Origin of the sequence: Minwuia sp. IMCC3060 (assembly GCF_029909435.1) — a bacterium.
In the GTDB taxonomy this organism is placed as follows: Bacteria; Pseudomonadota; Alphaproteobacteria; order Minwuiales; family Minwuiaceae; genus Minwuia.
Genome location: NZ_CP123782.1, coordinates 2,926,300 through 2,943,231 on the forward strand (window position 1 = coordinate 2,926,300; position 16,932 = coordinate 2,943,231).

Sequence of the window (16,932 nt, forward strand, 5' to 3'; positions counted from 1 at the left end):
CGCGGACCAGCCAACAGGGCCAAAGCGCCGGGGTCAACCGACAAGACGGCCCTTGCCCTCCCAGAACCGGGCACGGATGGCCTTCTTGTCCGGCTTGCCGATCGGGGTAACGGGAATCTCATCGACAAACTCCACCGACTTCGGCGCATGCACGGCGCCCTTGCTGTCCCGCACCATGCGCATCAGGACCTCCGGATCCGGCTGCGTGCCGGGCCGGGCCACGATGATGGCCTTCACCGCCTCACCCCACTTCTCGTCCGGCACCCCGATCACGGCGGCCATGGCGACGTCGCCGTGGGAGGTCAGCACATCCTCGATCTCACGGGGGAATACGTTGAAACCACCGGAAACGATCATGTCCTTCTTGCGGTCGACGATATAGAGGAAGCCGCGATCGTCCAGCCGTGCCACGTCACCTGTGTGCAGCCAGCCGCCGCGCAGGGTTTCCTCCGTCTGCTCCGGGCGCTTCCAGTAGCCGTCCATGATCTGGCGCGAGCGCACGCAGATCTCGCCGGGCTCACCCTCCGGCACCTCGTTCAGGTCATCGTCCAGCAGCCTGACCTGAACGCTGGCATTGGGGTGGCCGCAGGACGCGAACAGTTCCGGCTGACTGGCATCATGATCGGCCTTCGACAGCACGGAGATCGGATAGCCCTCCGTCTGCCCGTAGAGCTGTCCGAAGACAGGGCCGATCCGTTCGATTCCCTCCACCAGCCGTGTCGGCGACATGGGTGACGCGCCGTACAGCAGGTACTCCAGGCTGGAAAGGTCGCGTTTCTCCAGTTCCGGGCTGTCCAGCAGCATGTAGATCATGGTCGGCACCAGCAGCGTCATGCTGATCCGCTCCTGCTCGATGGTGGTGAGCACCTTGCCCGGATCGAAGCCGTTCATGAAGGTCACCGTGCCGCCCAGGTGCAGCACCGCAGGCAGTTTCGTGCCGCCGACATGGCTGATGGGCGCGACGGCCAGGTAGTTGGTGAAATCGGGAAACTCGAAGTCAGCCAGGATCGCATTGGCCATGGCCACGAAAGCCGGATGGGTACGGACCGCGCCCTTCGGCTGCCCTGTCGTGCCGCCGGTATAGCTCAGCCAGACCCGGTCGCTGGTCTCCGCCTCCACCACCGCAGTCACCGCACCGATATCTTCTGCCGCCGCGCGAAGGTCAGTACCGTAGTCGGCGGGTCCGAGCGTCAGGACACCGGTCAGGCGATCTACCTTCTCCGCCAGTTCACGGCCACGCACGGCATAGTTCTCCACGTCGACCAGCAGCCAGTCGGTCTCCGAGTCCTCCAGGATGAACTGATGGTCCGCCAGGCTGCCAAGCGTGTGCAGTGGCGTCATGCACAGTCCCAGCGCCTGCGCCGCGACACCCGCCAGATAGGCCTCCGCCCGGTTGGCGTTCAGCATGGCAATGTGCTGGCCGCGCCGGATTCCGAGCCGCTTGTAGACCGCCTGGTAGCGCCCGATCAGGTCCAGCGCGGCGCGATAGGTATAGCGTCCGCCGTAGCCGTCGAAGGCAACCTTGTCGCCGTGACGGCGGAAGGCACGAAACAGCAGGTCACCCACTGTCAGCCCGTCATACGGAACACCCATGATCCAACCCTCCCCCGGAACTATCTGAAGCGAAGTCTAGAGAGTTACGCCGCACGATGGAATCGGTACCCGCCTCAGACCGGCGGATCCGGCAGGGGTTGCCAGTGGCTCGGCTTCACCTGTGTCGCGCCGCTGTCGTACCAGCCGGAGCCGAACAGGCGGCGCTTCATCCAGACAGCCGTGATGATGGCGCCGCGCCCGCCCTGATATTCCGGGACATAGACGAGGATAGGCATGCCGTCCTGCGGTGCCGTGCGTATGGGAAGCCAGCCAGCCATGACCCTATCGCAGCAGGGATCGGGCGGTCAGGCAACCGCCTCGATCACACTGTGCGGAATGGTCAGGTGCTGTGCCAGCGATTGGTCGGCGTGAAGCCCGTGATCACCGGCTCACGCGGATCGTTCACCCAGACTTCCCGGTCCGGGTGCATGCCGCCCCCCTGCAGCGCCGAAACGCCGGAACGGCGCATCCGGTTCAGCAGGCGCGTATCGGCAACACCGCAGTTCGGATGAATACCGCCGTTTGCATCGACAGTTGCCTGCCATGCAGCCATGCGGGCATCGAACACCGCCTTGTCCATCAGTTCGGTGCAGTTGAGTTCGTTGCTGTTCAGGTCGGCCGTGATCTCGTCACCATTCTCGATCAGGGCAATGGGGCCACCCAGCGCGGCCTCCGGTCCGACATGGCCGATCACCAGCCCCACCGAACCGCCGGAGAAGCGCGCATCGGTCATCAGGCCGACGACGATCCCCTTCTCCCGACACAGGGTCGTGATGCGGGAGGTCGAATCCAGCATTTCCGGCATGCCGGGCGCACCGCTCGGCCCCTCGTAGCGGACGATGATCATGTCGCCGTCGCTGAAGATCTCCGGCTGGGTATCCAGTGCTTCCAGCAGACCGGCCTCGCCCTCGAACACCCTGGCCTTGCCGCGGAAGATGTTGTTCTCCAGACCGCCCTCGACACCGGCCAGTTTCAGGATCGCGCTGTAGCCGGGGGAGAGATTGCCGCCGAGCAGGCGCAGGCCGCCCGTCGGCTTGTAGGGCTTGGCCACCGGATGAATCACGTCGCCGTCCGCCGCGGGCGGATCCAGACGGGCCACCTGCTCGGCCAGTGTCTCGCCGGTGCAGGTTGGCACGTCGCCGTTCAGCAGTCCGGCATCCATCAGTTCCCGGACGATGACCTGAACGCCGCCGACCCGGTCGATGTCCACCATCGAATAGCGACCATAGGGACGTGCATCCGTCAGGACCGGCACGACGTTCTTCGACAGGTGATTGAATTCCTCCGGCGTCATGATGTCCTGCCAGAAGTTGGCAAACCCGGCGGCGCGGGCGATCTCCGGCGTGTGCAGCACGACATTGGTCGAACCGCCGATCGCCATGGCCACGATGACCGCATTGCGGATGGAATCGCGCCCGACGATGTCACGCGGGCGGGTATTGCTGTCGATCAGCCCCTTCAGATAGTCGACCAGTTCATTCGGGAACTGCTCCATCCGGCGCGGGTCGTCGGACGGCGGCGCCACCATGTGCAGCGGCTGCATGCCGACCACGCCGATGAAGGTCTGCATGGTATTGTAGGTGAACATGCCACCGCAGCTGCCATAGCCCGGGCAGGCGACGCAGGCGATGTGCTTGCGGAACTCCTCGTCCTCACTGCCCGCGACCTGATAGGCGGAGACCAGATCGATGGTCTCGTTCGATTTCGGATCGACGGCCGGGTGGATCGAGCCGTCCGACATCATGATGGCAGGCTGATTGTGTTCCAGCAGGGCGGCCAGGGTGCCGACCGGCGGCTTGTCACAGGCAACGACAGCCACGGTGCCGGCCAGGCCGCTGGCGCTCAGATGCTCGCAGACGCTGTCGTGGGTGACTTCGCGACCGATCAGGGAATAGCGCATCTCCCGCGTGCCGTTGCGGATACCGTCGGAGGTCGCGACCGTGAACTCCGGCTGCACCAGCCGCATGGAAAGCTGACCCGGCTCCCGGCCCAGCCGCTGGCGCAGGCTCTCGTGGATCGCCTCCACCTTGCGCTGCACGCCGATGTAGCACTGGCTGTCGCCCTTGTTGCCGATCACGCCGACGGACGGTTCATGGATCAGGTCCATGTCCGCGCCGAGTTCCCGGGCAATGCCATAGGCCTGGGCGTTGCGGCCCGGATGATTGTCAATCAGGACAGGCTTTTCATTCGACACGGCGTCAGTCTCCCCAAGTTTGGTCAGCGCGCCACGACCACCCGTTCGACAGGCAATGCGGCACCACGGCTGCTTTGGCCGTCATATGAATGAGATTGCCCCCCCTGATCAAGTCCGGGGGACGCAGATCGCACCGGGATCGATCCACACAATGGGACCTTATCCGCAAAATGCAGTCCGTAATGCACAAGGCCCGCGCCTTCATGGGAAGGAACGGGCCCTGAAAAATGGCTCCCCGGGTAGGATTCGAACCTACGACCAATCGGTTAACAGCCGATTGCTCTACCGCTGAGCTACCGAGGATCACGGAAGCGGATGAGGGCATAGCAAAGCGGGGGCGGATTGACCAGAGGAAATTGTCGACCGTCTGGCCCGGCTCTTGCGCAGGACAGGTGCAGTCAGTGCATTCGAGGGGAATCGACAAAATGCGACGTTTCGCTTGGGCCATCGTGGCCTCATTCATCAGCTTCGGCGCCATGGCGCAGGAGGCAGAGACAGACAAGGCCGCCGTCGCGGTCGAACCACCTGCGGCAGATGCCACCATCGAGGAGATCACCTGCGCCTGCGAAACCGACGTCAATGGCCTGTTCGTGGCCGCACTCGACTTCATCCGCAAGGCTGACAAACCCGGCGTGCTGCCGCTGGAGCGCTATCGCCTCTATGGCCTTGCCTGGAAGCGGTTCGAGCGGATCATCGACATCTATCCTGATTCATGGGTGGCCGTGCGCCTGCTGGCCAACCAGCCGATTGGCGGCTTCCAGTACTGGAACTTCAAGCGCAAGTACCGCCTCGCCTCCGTTGAGGCCTGCGGGCTGGAGGAAGGGGCACCCGGTGACTGCCCGGCGATCCTGGCCGAGCATGTCGCGGCCCTGGTGCTGGAGCTGCAGAACACGGAGAACCGCGTGATCGAGGTACAGACCATCATCACCCGGATGGAATCCACCTTCTCGACGCAGATCAGCCAGCTGACCCAGATCAGCCAGGAAGTCGGCAAGCTGCGCGCGGAGGCCGCCGCGTTCGACAAGGAGAAACGCGACCTGCTGGCCCAGTTGGCCGAGATCCAGTCGCTCGCCGACCGCTACCAGAAGAACCTGCGCAATGCGGCGCAGAAACGTCGCGAGGCGGAGACCGAGCGTGACCAGACCCTGGCCCTCCTGCAAGCCGCCAATGCACGCTTCGATGAGGCAACGGCGGAACTGGTCAGTGCCCGCGCCCAGCTTCAGGGATCGGAAACAGGCATCGACAAGATCGAGTTCGGCAAGGTTCAGGGCCGCCTGACCGCCGCCACCAACCGCGTCGACCAGCTGGAGAAGGAACTGGCGCAGGCAAACGCCCGCTTCGAGAACCTGGAAGCCCGCGATGACGTGCAGATCATCGGGTACCGGACCTCCTTCCTTGAGCGGGTGAACGAACTCGGTGGTGTCGCGAATGCCGAGGAGATCGACGGCGAGCGCATCGTCTTCAGTTCCGAAGTCCTGTTCGACGTCGCCAAGGCCAGCCTGCGCCCCATCGGCAAGTCACGCCTTGATGCCTTCGCCAAGGCTGTCCTCGCCGCCGCGCCCGACATCCCGGCGGAGATCGACTGGGCACTTCAGATCGACGGCCATACGGACAATCGGCCGATCTCGACACCGCAGTTTCCCTCCAACTGGGAACTGTCGATTGCCCGTTCGCTCTCCGTCGTGCGCTACCTGATCGAACAGGGCATCCCGAAGAACCGCCTGGTGGCAGCCGGCCATGCCGAGTTCCATCCGCGCGACACAGGGACAAGCGAGGAAGCCTTCCAGCGCAACCGCCGCGTGGAGGTCCGCTTCCTGGAGAACTGACCGGTCCGTTCCGGAGCCGGAATCAGAAAGGGGGTGCTGCGGGACCAATGCCGCAGCACCCCCTTCTTTCTTGCGGCAGCGTCCTACCGCCAGGTGGCGGTCATTCCACGTCGCGCACGTCACCGCCCTGCCCTGTCGTGCCGCGGTTGACGCCTGCCTTCGACTTGAACATGGCATCCTGGCCATGGCCCCAGATGTCCGGCGCAGCCCCCAGTACGCCGCCATCCACCACAAGCGTGTGGCCGGTAACGAACTCACTGTCGTCGGAGGCGAGGAACAGCGCGGCACCCGCAATGTCCGCCCCCTCGCCCAGCCGTGGCCAGGGCGTCTTCGCCTGCGCCATCTTTTCCATCATCTCCGCCCGGCCCGAATGCAGCAGCGGTGTCCGGATGGCCCCCGGCGCGATGGCATTGACGCGGATACGATCCTCCGCAAGGTCCCCTGCGAGGGCGCGCGTCAGGTTCACCACTGCGGCCTTCGCGGCGGAATAGGCGATCGGACCCGCCCCGCCGGAAAGCCCTGCGATGGACGCGGTCGAGATGATGGAACCGCCTGAACCCTGCTTCTGCATCTGCCGGGTCGCATACTTGCAGCCCAGGAAAACGCCCCGCACCAGAACGGCAAACGTGTAGTCCCATTCATCGACCGTGGTGTCGGTGACCGGCCCGAAGGCACCGCCGACACCCGCATTGTTGAACATGCAGTCCAGCCGGTCGAAACGGTCGACAGCGGTGCCGACCAGTGTGGCCACGTCCGCTTCTTCCGAAACATCGCAACGCACGAAGGCAATGCGATCGCCATACCCGGCTGCGGTTGCCTCCCCGATCAGGGCATCGCCATTGACCTGATTGAGATCACCGATGACGACGGCGGCACCTTCTGCCAGAAACCGTTCCGCAGTTGCCTTGCCCATCCCCGACGCACCGCCGGTGATCACTGCAACACGCCCTGACAGGCGACCTGAATTCTCTCCGGACATACGAACCTCCCCGTTCTCCAACTGGCCAGAACGGGAAGTCTAGAGCGTTCGTTCAGCGGATGGTATGGGCAGACAATGCAATGCTGCTGTCAGGCAGCCGCGGCATCACCACAGCGCTGCGGCCGGACGAACTTCGACACTTCGCGCAGCAGATCGTCGGGCGGCAGGGCCGGATCGATACGCGGTTCCGGTCCGCTGCCGCCATCTTCCGATGGCGATGCGAGCAGCACGACCTTCATCTCCATCCAGTTCGACTGTGACTTGAGTCTCTCCAGGACCTCCGGTCTGCCAAACCTGCTCGAGATGTCGATCATCAGGATATCCGGCCCGAATGTCTGCAGGTCCGGCAGATTGTCGGGGCTCTCGAAGAACAGGCACGAGATCCCCAGGTCATCCAGCGTGTCGCCGACCGGTTCGATCACGTCGATCTGGTCGCTGAAGACCAGAACCCGTGGCTCGGCGTGGACGCGGGAGATGCGTGCCGCGGCGCTGGTCAGGGCCTCTGCCGATACCGGCTTCGTCAGCCAGTCGACCGCGCCAAGTGCCAGTCCCTGCGCCGCTTCATCCGTGACGGAGACAATGACAACCGGAATGTTCGCCAGCCTCGAATCTTCCTTCAGCGCCCCGAGGACCTGCCAACCGTCCATCTCCGGCATGGCAATATCCAGCAGAATCAGGTCGGGCACCGTTGTCCGGACCTCGGCAAGGCCGCTTTCACCATCCTGCGCGACCCTCGTGCGGAAGCCGCTGCGTTCAAGCACCCGGCGATAGATGTCCAGCGCATCCAGATCATCATCGATGATCAGGGCCAGCGGTCCGACGGCGTCCATTGCCTCGGGCAGAACAGGCGACGCCATGCCCGACAACAGCGTCGCGGACCGGCCATCATCATGCATCTCCTCCAGCGAGACCGGCACGACAAGGGTGAAGGTCGAACCGATGCCAGGCTTGCTGGTCACCGTGATATCGCCTCCCATCATCTGCACCAGCCGACGGGTGATTGTCAGGCCGAGGCCGGTACCTTCGCGTTCCCGCGTCAGGGTGCCGTCGGCCTGCTCGAAAGGCTCGAATACCTTGTCGAGCTGCTCCTCCGACATCCCGATCCCCGAATCACGCACGACGAACGAGACGGCGTCCCGATCCTTGATCTCGGTCCGGCCGACGATCAGTTCGACGTCACCATTCTCGGTGAATTTCGACGCGTTGGAGAGCAGGTTCAGCAGACACTGGAACAGGCGCTTGCGGTCCGATTCGATATGCAGTCCCGGCACCTGCAGATCCAGGAGAAGGTTGTTCCCGAACCGTTCGGCAATGGGGCGAACCGTGCTCATCGCCTCATCGACCAGCGCCGCGACATCCACCGCTTCCAGATCCAGACTGACGCGACCGGCCTCGACCTTGGCCAGATCCAGCACCTCGTTGATCAGGGTCAGCAGATGGCGCCCGGATTTCTCGATCCGGTGCAGGTCATCGACCGTGCCTGCATCGCCCTGATCCTCGAAATCCTCGATCAGCATCTCGGTGTACCCGATGATCGCGTTCAGCGGGGTCCGCAGTTCATGGCTCATGTTGGCCAGGAACGAACTCTTGGCCGAATTCGCGGCCTCGGCCACCTCCATCGCTTCCTTCAGTTCCTGGGTCCGTTCCGCAACCTTTGCCTCCAGACCGTCGTAGGCGGCGCGCAGGGCCTTCTCGGCCTGCCGACGTTCGGTCACGTCGTGCGTCACGCTGGCAAAGCCCGACAGTTCACCCGCACCGTCATAGACCGGGTGGAACGTGACACTGGCCCAATAGGTGCTTCCGTCCTTGCGCCGCCGCTTCATCTCCGCCTCGAACCGGCCCCGGAGGCTGGCCTCCGACAAGGCCCGCGCCAGAATGCGCGGGGCGTTCTCGGCATCCGCATCAAACAGGGCGCAGGACCGGCCCAGTACCTCCTCCGCGCTGAAACCATCCAGACGCGCGGCGCCGTCGTTCCAGGATGATACCCGGCCCGCCGGGTCCAGCATGATGATGGCATAGTCCTGCAGGCCGTTGACCATCAGGCGAAAGCGTTCCTCGCTGCGTCTGATCCTCTCCGTGCCGGCACGCAGGTTCTCGGTAACCCGCCTGTCGATCAGGGCTGTCGCCAGCCCGACGCCGAAGAGCAGCACGGCCCCCAGCGCGACGGCTGCAGCCAGGACGCCGGAATTCACGACCGAGTCGGTATGGACCAGGGCATCGGCGCGCAGCCTGAATGTTGCCGCCGCCATGCCGCAGTAATGCATGCCGACAGCCGCAAAGGTCATCAGGCAGGCGCTGCCCAGTCGCCAGGTGAGGGATTCAAGATTGAAGCAGAGCCACAGCGCCGCCATCGATGCCAGGATCGCGATGGCGAAAGAGGCGACGAAGAGGACCGGATCGTAGACGATCTCGACCGGCATGCGCATTGCCGCCATGCCCATGTAGTGCATGCCCGCGATACCAAGCCCCATGCACAGGCCGCCTGCCAGCAGCATGATGAAGCTGGACCCCAGGGACCTGACGATCGCCAGACCGGCCCAGGTGAAGACCACGGCCAAACCCATCGAACCGATGGTCTTGGGCGTGTCAAACAGCACCGTCACGACGGGCAGTTCCATCCCGAGCATGGCGATGAAATGCATCGACCAGATGCCACCGCCCAGGGCAAATGCGGCAAACAATGTCCAGCCAGCCGCCGCGCCCACACTCGCATCCCGGGCGCGGGATGCGAGTGTGGGCGCGGAAAAGGCCGAGAACGCACATATGCCCACCGCGAGCAGCACCAGCGTCATATCGTGATGTTGTGACAGTTCCATTCGCGAACCTCCGTGCACGAAGGATCATGGCGCGAAGGGGTTAAGTACGCATTAAGTCATGGCGCCGGCCTTGATCGCGACATTCTGCGGCTTAACCAAATGTTCAGCCGCCAGTGTCTAGATGGAGATATGCCCATTCCGCTAGGAGCCGGAGCAAGATGGACAACGAAGAGAAGCCGCGCGTCCTGGTCGTTGACGACCTCGAGGCCAATCGCGCCATGCTGGCGCGTCGTCTGACGCGCCGCGGATACGACACGGTCATGGCGGAAGATGGCCCGAATGCCCTGCGCCTGATCGACGAGAGCGAGTTCGACATCATCCTTCTCGACATCATGATGCCGGGCATGAGCGGGCTTGAGGTCCTGCGCCTGATCCGGGCGAACCGCAGCCCCGCGATCCTGCCGGTGATCATGGTGACGGCCATCCACGAGAAGGATGGAATCGCCGAGGCGATCAAGCTGGGGGCCAACGACTACATCACCAAGCCTGTCGACCTGGACATCACCCTGGCGCGGATGCAGACCCAGATTGACCGCCGCCGTGCGGAGCTGTCGCTGCACGCCGCGAACGAGAGCCTGAAGCGACGCGTCGAGGAACGCACCCGTGACCTGGAGAAGATGAACTTCGACCTGCGCAACGAGATCAAGCAGCGGCAATCGCTGGAGGAAGGCCTGCGTCAGGAAAAGAAGCGCGCAGAGGCGGCGAACCGTGCGAAATCCGAGTTTCTGGCCACCATGAGCCATGAGCTGCGGACCCCGCTGAATTCGATCATCGGATTCTCGGATCTGATCCGACAGCAGCTTGAATCCGACGCCACGGCCGACACGGCGAAGTTCGGTGAATACGCCTGCTACATCAACGAAAGCGGTCAGCATCTGCTGCGCATCGTCAACGACATTCTGGATCTGACCAAGGTCGATGCCGGCAAGACGATCCTGAACGAATCGCACACATCGGTCGCCGACCTGGTCGACCGCTCGATCCGCCTCGTCGAGTCGCTGGCGCAGAAGCACGGGATCAGGATCGACTTCGGCGGCGAACTGGAGAATGTGGAGCTGTTCTGCGACGAGATCCTGATGCGGCGGGCCCTGCTGAACATGATCAGCAATGCCGTGAAGTTCTCGAATACCGGCGGCCATGTCGAAATCCGGGCGGAGATCGATACCAACGGCGATCTGCACCTGATCGTTGCGGACACCGGCATCGGCATCAAGCCGGAAGACATCCCCCGCGTCATGGAAGCCTTTGGTCAGGCAGACGCCACCCATTCCCGGAAACATGAGGGAACCGGGCTCGGGGTCCCGCTGACGAAATCGCTGGTGGAACTGCATGGCGGACGGTTCGAGATGGACAGCGAGCCTGGCGTCGGCACCACGGTCAGCCTGGTACTGCCTGGCAAGCGGCTGGAGATCATCAGCGATGAACCGGTTTCGGCCAATTCCGCCGCCTGATCCGGCTGTTCCGGTGTCTCAGTCCGGCACCTTGACATCGGTCAGTGCGAGAATCTCGCACGCGTCCTGTGCCGACATGCCGACCCGCAGTCCCAGGAAACGCGCAACATCATTCACTGCGGAAAGCACACCGGTTTCATAGGTGGAGCGGCCATCCCCGATCCGCGCGCTGCTGCATCCGACCGTCGCGCCGGCGATCCGGCGCGCATCCAGCGCGCCCAGCCGACTGAAGCCCCAGCCCTGCGGCCCGCCGCCCGCGTCATTGAACAGGGCCGCGAACGCCTCACGGCGAATGGCGTAGGCCGGATTGCCCCCCACCAGCGCACCATGTGAAGCGGTCACGACAATCTGGCCATCATCCTCAGGGCGCACCTGCGAGGCGGAGTCCAGCAGCACGATACGGCGCAGGGCCCCGGGCAACGCGACGACCTCCCGGCGCTCGTCCATCTCCGCGACCGGCATGTCCGAAACCGGTGCCAGAAGCAGCGCCTCCGCCGCGTCTTCCACCGACATGCCGGGCCGGACGCCGACAGTCAGCGCCAGAGGATTGACATGACTGATGACGCCACGCTGCAACGTGTCGACCGCATCGCCGATCCGACAACTCATGCTGTCGACCACGGCGGCAGCCACGCCGTGCGCATGGCAATGATCCAGACAGGCAAGTCCGGCGGCTGCCATGCCATTGCCCGCGTCGTTCAGGATGACCGCGCGTACACCGGCCCGCAGGGCGCAGGCTGCAGGAAACAGCCCGCCGTGGCTGCCACTGACGACAACGGCCCCCGAAGCCTCTGGCGGCAGGCTGGTGATCGTGTCCGCCAGGACAATGCCATAGGGTCTCTCGGTCATCTGCGCGCCATTCCTGAAATCATTGGTCTGCCGGTCGGATTGACCGGATTTGCCAGGCTCCCCTATCGTGAACCCAACAGGCGCAATTGCCAATGCGGAGGGGGGGATCATGAGCAACAGGGGAAACCTGGACCGGAACCGGTTTCTTGCCTACCACCGCGAGATGCTGCGCATCCGTGCCCTTGAGGAAACCGCGCTGGAAGGCCTGAAGCAGGGCCTCGTCCTGGGGGCCATCCATCCCTCCATCGGGCAGGAAGCGATTGCCGCCGGTGTCGCCGGACAACTGCGTCGCGACGACATCCTGCTCTCCACCCACCGGGGTCATGGGCATACGCTGGCCAAGGGCGCCGATCCGGAAGCCATGATGCGCGAACTGTTCGGTCGCCAGGGCGGCAATTGCGGTGGCAAGGGCGGTTCCATGCACATTGCCGATTTCTCCGTCGGCATGCTGGGGGCGAATGGCGTGGTGGGCGCGAACATCGTCATTGCCACGGGCGCGGCGCACGCGATCCGGCTGCATGGCGACGACCGCATCGTCGCCTGCTTCTTTGGCGACGGCGCCATCAACCGCGGCCCGTTTCTGGAGGGGTTGAACTGGGCAGCGGCCTTCGACCTGCCGGTGCTGTTCATCTGCGAGGACAACGGCTTCGCGGCAACCACACGCAGCGCCGACCTGACCGCCGGGCCCGGCCCGGCCGCCCGCGCCGCATCCTTCGGCATGGACGCGGAATCGATTGACGGCAACGACATCACCATCGTGGCGGAAACTGCCGAATCCCTGATCGACCGGGTCCGGCGGAATCGCAAGCCCGCATTCCTGCACGCAAGGACCTACCGGCTGACGGGCCACACGGGGGCCGACCCGGCCACCTATCGCCCGGCGACGGAGGTCGAGCAGGCGTGGCAGAACGACCCCATCGCCCGTTCCCGCGCCCTGCTGGTCGCTGCGGGCGTGGAAACAGAGGTGTTCGACACGATGGAACGGGCCGTCGCGGCGGAGATGAAACAGGTCTTCGAGGCCGCCCGGAACGCCCCATGGCCGGACCCCGCAGAAGGGCTGACCGACGTTCTGGACGCCCGCGCGCCGGAGGTGGCGTGATGGCGGAGATGACCTATGCCGCTGCCGGGGCAGCTGCGCTGTCCGAGACCATGGAGGCGGATCGGACCGTCTGGGCGCTGGGGGAGGATCTGGGACGCGGCGGCGTCTTCGGTCAATACGCGGGGCTGGAGGCACGGTTCGGCGCGGAGCGCATTGTCTCCACCCCGATCTCCGAAGCCGCGATCATGGGAGTCGGGGTCGGGGCCGCCATGACCGGGACCCGTCCGGTCGTGGAGATGCGGTTCGCGGACTTCGCGCTCTGTGCCACGGATGAACTGATCAACCAGGCCGCCAAGGCCCGCTTCATGTTCGGCGGCCAGACCCGAGTCCCCCTGACGGTGCGGATGCCGGTCGGCATGTGGCGGTCATCCGCCGCGCAGCACAGCCAGTCGCTGGAGGCGCTGTACACGCACATTCCCGGGCTGGTGGTGATGATGCCGGCCACACCTGCCGACAACCACGCCATGCTGAAGGCCGCGATCCTGAGCGACGATCCGGTCGTCTACCTGGAGCACAAGAACCTCTGGCCCCTCTCAGGCGAGGTGCCGGACGATGCCGCGCCCTATCGCATCGGAACGGCGGGGGTGGCGCGGCAGGGCAGTGATCTCACCATCGTCACCTGGTCCGCGACGCTGCATGACATTCTGGCGGCCGCCGGGCGGGCCGCACAGGCCGGGGTGGCGGATATCGAGGTGCTGGACCTGCGCACGCTCTGGCCCTGGGACAAGGCCTGCGTGTTGCAGAGCGTGCGCCGCACCGGGCGGCTGCTGATCGCCCATGAGGCGGTGGTCGTCGGCGGATTCGGCGCGGAGGTCGCGGCAACGGTTGCGGAGGAACTGCATTCGGACCTGAAGGCCCCCGTCCGCCGGATCGGGGCACCGAAGCTGCCTATCGGTTACGCGCCAACCCTGGAGAACGAGATCAGGCTGGGGCCTGACCGTCTGGACGCCGCCATCGCGCGCATGATGTCCTGAGGAGCCTGACACGCCCGCCAGCGCTCTTGTCACGGGCTTCCGACCGCAGGAGTTGATTTGCAATTCCCGCTGACAGATCCAACATTCGGGTAGAGGTTTGGCCCTGAAACCCGGAGTGAAGTGATGTTCGGAATGTCTCGTCTGAGTGCTGGCCAGTACCGGTCTGTTGCCCTGCTGGTCTTCTCCGTTTTCCTGTTCCAGTTGCAGCCTGCAGCGGCCCAGCTTCGCGTCGATGATGCGCTGGACCCTGAAGAGGTTCTGGAGGAGGAACTCCGGTCACCATACTACGCGATCACCGATGGTGGGCCGACCCGTGCCCAGCGACCGCTGGTGGACCGGATCCCGATGCGCGGCGTGATGGACCGGGGTGGCAGCGGCCTGGTCGATGTCGTCTATACCAAGCGCACCGGACAGATCCTCACCGACCTGAGTGGCCATGCGCTCTATGCGACGGAAAAGGACACGGCCTACGGCAAGTCCTCCCTGTCGGGTGCGGCCCTGGAGAACTGGCGCCCCCTTACGGTCAGCAAGGACCTGCGCACCTATGGACTGTGGGGCAAGGCATGGAACGAGGCCCTGCAGGTCTGGGTCCTGACCATGGCCGACAAGCCGCTCTATACCTACACCGGTGATACGGAGGCAGGTGTCGCCAATGGTGTCGGCAACGGCTGGTACACGATGGAAGTGATCAGCTGACCGACATTTCCACGGCTGGAGGCAGACGGCGATCGGGGATGATCGGTCGCCCTGCCCCTCAGTCGAGGTGCGCCGCCATGAAGGTTGCCGCATCGACCGGCTTGCCGAACAGGTAGCCCTGTCCCAGGTCGCACCCGGCGTCGTGCAGGTGATCGCGTTGGGCGACAGTCTCGATCCCCTCTGCCACCGTGCCCATCGACATGCCATGCGCCAGCGCCAGACTGCTGGCCACGATGGCCTTGCAGGCTGTGTCGTCAGGCAGACCTGCGGTGAAGGCCCGGTCGATCTTGAGGCTGTCGCAAGGCAGGTTCTGCACCCGCAACAGAGATGAATAACCGGTTCCGAAGTCGTCTATGGCAATGTGAAAGCCATGATCGTGCAAGGCCTGCAGTGCCCGCGCCGCACCCGGCCCAGGCGGCGGCGCGGTCTCGGTCAGTTCCAGATGCAGGTCTTCAGGCGCCATGCCGCAGTCGTCGATGGCCTGTTTCAGATCGCCGACCCACCCCGGTGAATCGAGCTGGGTCGGCGAAACATTGACCGAAACGAACATTCCCTGCGCGGCACGCCTGGTTTCCCGCCAGCACGCCAGGTCATCGAGTGCCGTCTGCAGTGCAAATGCACCCGGACCGGACAGCAGCCCCTCCGGCTCCGCGAAACCCATGAACGTGTTCGGCGACACCGTGCCGCGCGTGGCGTGGGTCCAGCGCAACAGCGCCTCCGCCCCCACGACACGGGACGTGGCCAGTTCGACAATGGGTTGGTAGGCGATGGAGAGTTCGCCGCGTCCCTCCGCTGCAACGAACTCTCCGCTCAGCCAGACCGCGTGATGCGCGTCGGATAGGTCGGGCATCTTACACCCTCCGGGCTGAACGGTTGGAAACAGACAGGGTCGATGCTGTCACCCGTCCAGCATACCCTGTCCCTGCAACAGTGCCAGCACGACGACGATGACCATCGCCAGCGCCATCAGGATATTGATCCGGCGCTGGGTGGCGGGTGCCAGTGCCATGCGTTTCAGGGAGACCCCGAGGTAGAGCCAGGCGAAGTGGACCGGCACCCAGATGATGTTGATCAGCACGAACTTGACGATGATCTCGGTGGTCGTGCTCTCGAACCCGAGCGGAAAGCTGACGAACAGGGTGCCATGGACCACATAGGCCTTCGGATTGACGAACTGCAGGAAGATGCCATCGACCGCGCCGGGCACCTTCACGGCCCGCGCGAAGGCTATCGTCGAACCGGCCAGTGCGATCCGGGCCGCCAGATAGAACAGGAAGGCGACGGAGACCACCAGGAAGACCAGTTGCAGCTCCGGCACCGTTTCCAGCACCACGGCGAGACCGCTGACCACCGCGATGGCCACGAGGTTGGTTCCGAGCCAGAGCCCGGCGATGTAGCGCACTCCGGTGCGATAGCCGAAACCCGACCCGACCCCGGCAACCGAGAGCACGCCCGGTCCGGGGGTGATGATCAGCAGGAAGAACGCCCCCGTGAAATAGATCAGCGCCTCGATCAAGCGCCCACGGTCCCGTCACGCGCAGCCTCGGTCTTGCGGTAGCCGAAGGATTCGTTGATCCGCGACAGGATATGAGCGCCCGCCGTGGTCACCTCCGCCCCGTCTGCTGCCGCCACCCCCACCAGATCGGCGGGGTTCACTGGCGCATTGAAGTCCGGGTCATGGAAGGTGGCGATGGACAGGCGTTCCGCCACGTGCCGGTTGGTGGCGCGATGCAGGGTCGAGCGATAGCGTCCCGCCGTCCAGCGTGCCATCAGATCCCCGGCATTGATCACCAGCGACCCAGGCACGGGCGGCGCGGCGATCCAGGTGCCATCCGGCAGACAGACCTCCAGCCCGCCATTGTCATCCTGCCAGAGCAGCGTGATCAGGCCGAAGTCGGTATGCGGCGCGACGCCGAACTGGTCGTCCCCCAGCGCGCGGGGCTGCTGCGGATACCAGACGGCCTGCGTCCGTTGCAGCGGTTTGGTATAGAACGGCGCGAAGAAGTCACGCTCCACCCCGAGGCTCAGCGCCACGCCCTGCAACAGCCGCTGGCCACAGTCCGCGATCGCCGCGTAGTAGGCTTCGAAGACGCTGCGGAACGCTGCGGGCGCGTCGGGCCAGATGTTCGGCCCGCGCAGCGGCTGACCGGCCATCACGTCCGGATCATCCAGCGGCAGGTCGAGGCCGATCTGGAAGAACTCCTTGTGGTCCGGGCGCTTCGCCCCGTACATGCGCGCATCACCCAGTGCGTTGAAACCGCGATGGTGCCGGGTCACGGCCACCTTGCGCTTCTGCTCCACCGGCAGGCGAAAGAAACCTCTCGCTGCCTCCACGGCAGCGGCAATGACCTGGTCCGGCACACCATGACCGGTGATGTAGAAGAACCCGCTGCGCTGCATGGCAGTGGCGATCTGCGCCGGCACGCCGCCGCCTTCGGGGCGTGACGGGTGCGAC

14 protein-coding genes and 1 tRNA gene are annotated in these 16,932 nt (G+C 64.8%); 5 read left to right on the plus strand and 10 right to left on the minus strand.

Translation table 11 applies throughout. The features are described 5' to 3' along the window. Positions 1–33: 33 nt before the first annotated feature. From QGV54_RS13720 to QGV54_RS13735, 4 genes are all read right to left on the minus strand, one after another. A complete protein-coding gene (locus QGV54_RS13720; protein ID WP_281016279.1) occupies positions 34–1,593 on the minus strand; it encodes an AMP-binding protein in 1,560 nt (519 codons plus the stop codon). Positions 1,594–1,667: 74 nt separating this feature from the next. Then, positions 1,668–1,871, minus strand: a complete 204-nt coding sequence (locus QGV54_RS13725) for a DUF551 domain-containing protein (protein ID WP_281016278.1) — start codon at positions 1,869–1,871, stop codon at positions 1,668–1,670. Between the two features lie 62 nt (positions 1,872–1,933). Next, a complete protein-coding gene (locus QGV54_RS13730) occupies positions 1,934–3,787 on the minus strand; it encodes a dihydroxy-acid dehydratase (RefSeq protein ID WP_281016277.1) in 1,854 nt (617 codons plus the stop codon). A 228-nt stretch (positions 3,788–4,015) separates the two neighbouring features. Continuing rightward, a tRNA-Asn gene (locus QGV54_RS13735) sits at positions 4,016–4,090 on the minus strand. 122 nt (positions 4,091–4,212) lie between these two features. Between QGV54_RS13735 and QGV54_RS13740 the strand changes: the two genes are divergently transcribed. Beyond that, positions 4,213–5,613, plus strand: a complete 1,401-nt coding sequence (locus QGV54_RS13740; protein WP_281016276.1) for an OmpA family protein — start codon at positions 4,213–4,215, stop codon at positions 5,611–5,613. A 100-nt stretch (positions 5,614–5,713) separates the two neighbouring features. Here the strand turns inward: QGV54_RS13740 and QGV54_RS13745 are convergent, their stop codons facing one another. Together QGV54_RS13745 and QGV54_RS13750 are read right to left on the minus strand one after the other, a co-directional pair. After that, a complete protein-coding gene (locus tag QGV54_RS13745; protein WP_281016275.1) occupies positions 5,714–6,592 on the minus strand; it encodes an SDR family oxidoreductase in 879 nt (292 codons plus the stop codon). An 89-nt stretch (positions 6,593–6,681) separates the two neighbouring features. Then, positions 6,682–9,408 carry an MHYT domain-containing protein gene (locus QGV54_RS13750; protein ID WP_281016274.1) on the minus strand — a complete coding sequence of 909 codons (2,727 nt, stop codon included), beginning with the start codon at positions 9,406–9,408 and terminating at the stop codon, positions 6,682–6,684. Between the two features lie 158 nt (positions 9,409–9,566). Between QGV54_RS13750 and QGV54_RS13755 the strand changes: the two genes are divergently transcribed. After that, entirely contained in the window at positions 9,567–10,859 is a 1,293-nt protein-coding gene (locus tag QGV54_RS13755; RefSeq protein ID WP_281016273.1) for a response regulator, read from the plus strand. Between the two features lie 18 nt (positions 10,860–10,877). Here the strand turns inward: QGV54_RS13755 and QGV54_RS13760 are convergent, their stop codons facing one another. Continuing rightward, positions 10,878–11,708, minus strand: a complete 831-nt coding sequence (locus QGV54_RS13760; RefSeq protein WP_281016272.1) for a hypothetical protein — start codon at positions 11,706–11,708, stop codon at positions 10,878–10,880. A 109-nt stretch (positions 11,709–11,817) separates the two neighbouring features. Between QGV54_RS13760 and QGV54_RS13765 the strand changes: the two genes are divergently transcribed. From QGV54_RS13765 to QGV54_RS13775, 3 genes are all read left to right on the plus strand, one after another. After that, positions 11,818–12,807 (plus strand): thiamine pyrophosphate-dependent dehydrogenase E1 component subunit alpha, encoded by a 990-nt coding sequence (locus QGV54_RS13765; RefSeq protein ID WP_281016271.1) that lies wholly within the window; start codon positions 11,818–11,820, stop codon positions 12,805–12,807. Further along, on the plus strand, positions 12,807–13,781 hold the full coding sequence (locus QGV54_RS13770; protein WP_281016270.1) for a transketolase C-terminal domain-containing protein: 975 nt from the start codon (positions 12,807–12,809) through the stop codon (positions 13,779–13,781). Before QGV54_RS13765 ends, QGV54_RS13770 begins: the two co-directional genes overlap by 1 nt. 132 nt (positions 13,782–13,913) lie before the next feature. Continuing rightward, entirely contained in the window at positions 13,914–14,477 is a 564-nt protein-coding gene (locus QGV54_RS13775; protein ID WP_281016269.1) for a hypothetical protein, read from the plus strand. Between the two features lie 58 nt (positions 14,478–14,535). Here QGV54_RS13775 and QGV54_RS13780 read toward each other — a convergent pair whose 3' ends face one another. The 3 genes from QGV54_RS13780 to QGV54_RS13790 are packed head-to-tail and all read right to left on the minus strand — an operon-like array spanning position 14,536 to position 16,901. Then, positions 14,536–15,327 (minus strand): EAL domain-containing protein, encoded by a 792-nt coding sequence (locus QGV54_RS13780; protein WP_281016268.1) that lies wholly within the window; start codon positions 15,325–15,327, stop codon positions 14,536–14,538. 48 nt (positions 15,328–15,375) lie between these two features. Next, entirely contained in the window at positions 15,376–15,993 is a 618-nt protein-coding gene (locus QGV54_RS13785; protein WP_281019963.1) for a LysE family translocator, read from the minus strand. Further along, positions 15,990–16,901, minus strand: a complete 912-nt coding sequence (locus tag QGV54_RS13790) for a 2-oxoglutarate and iron-dependent oxygenase domain-containing protein (RefSeq protein WP_348638788.1) — start codon at positions 16,899–16,901, stop codon at positions 15,990–15,992. The genes QGV54_RS13785 and QGV54_RS13790 overlap by 4 nt, the downstream gene beginning before the upstream one ends. Positions 16,902–16,932 lie beyond the last annotated feature (31 nt).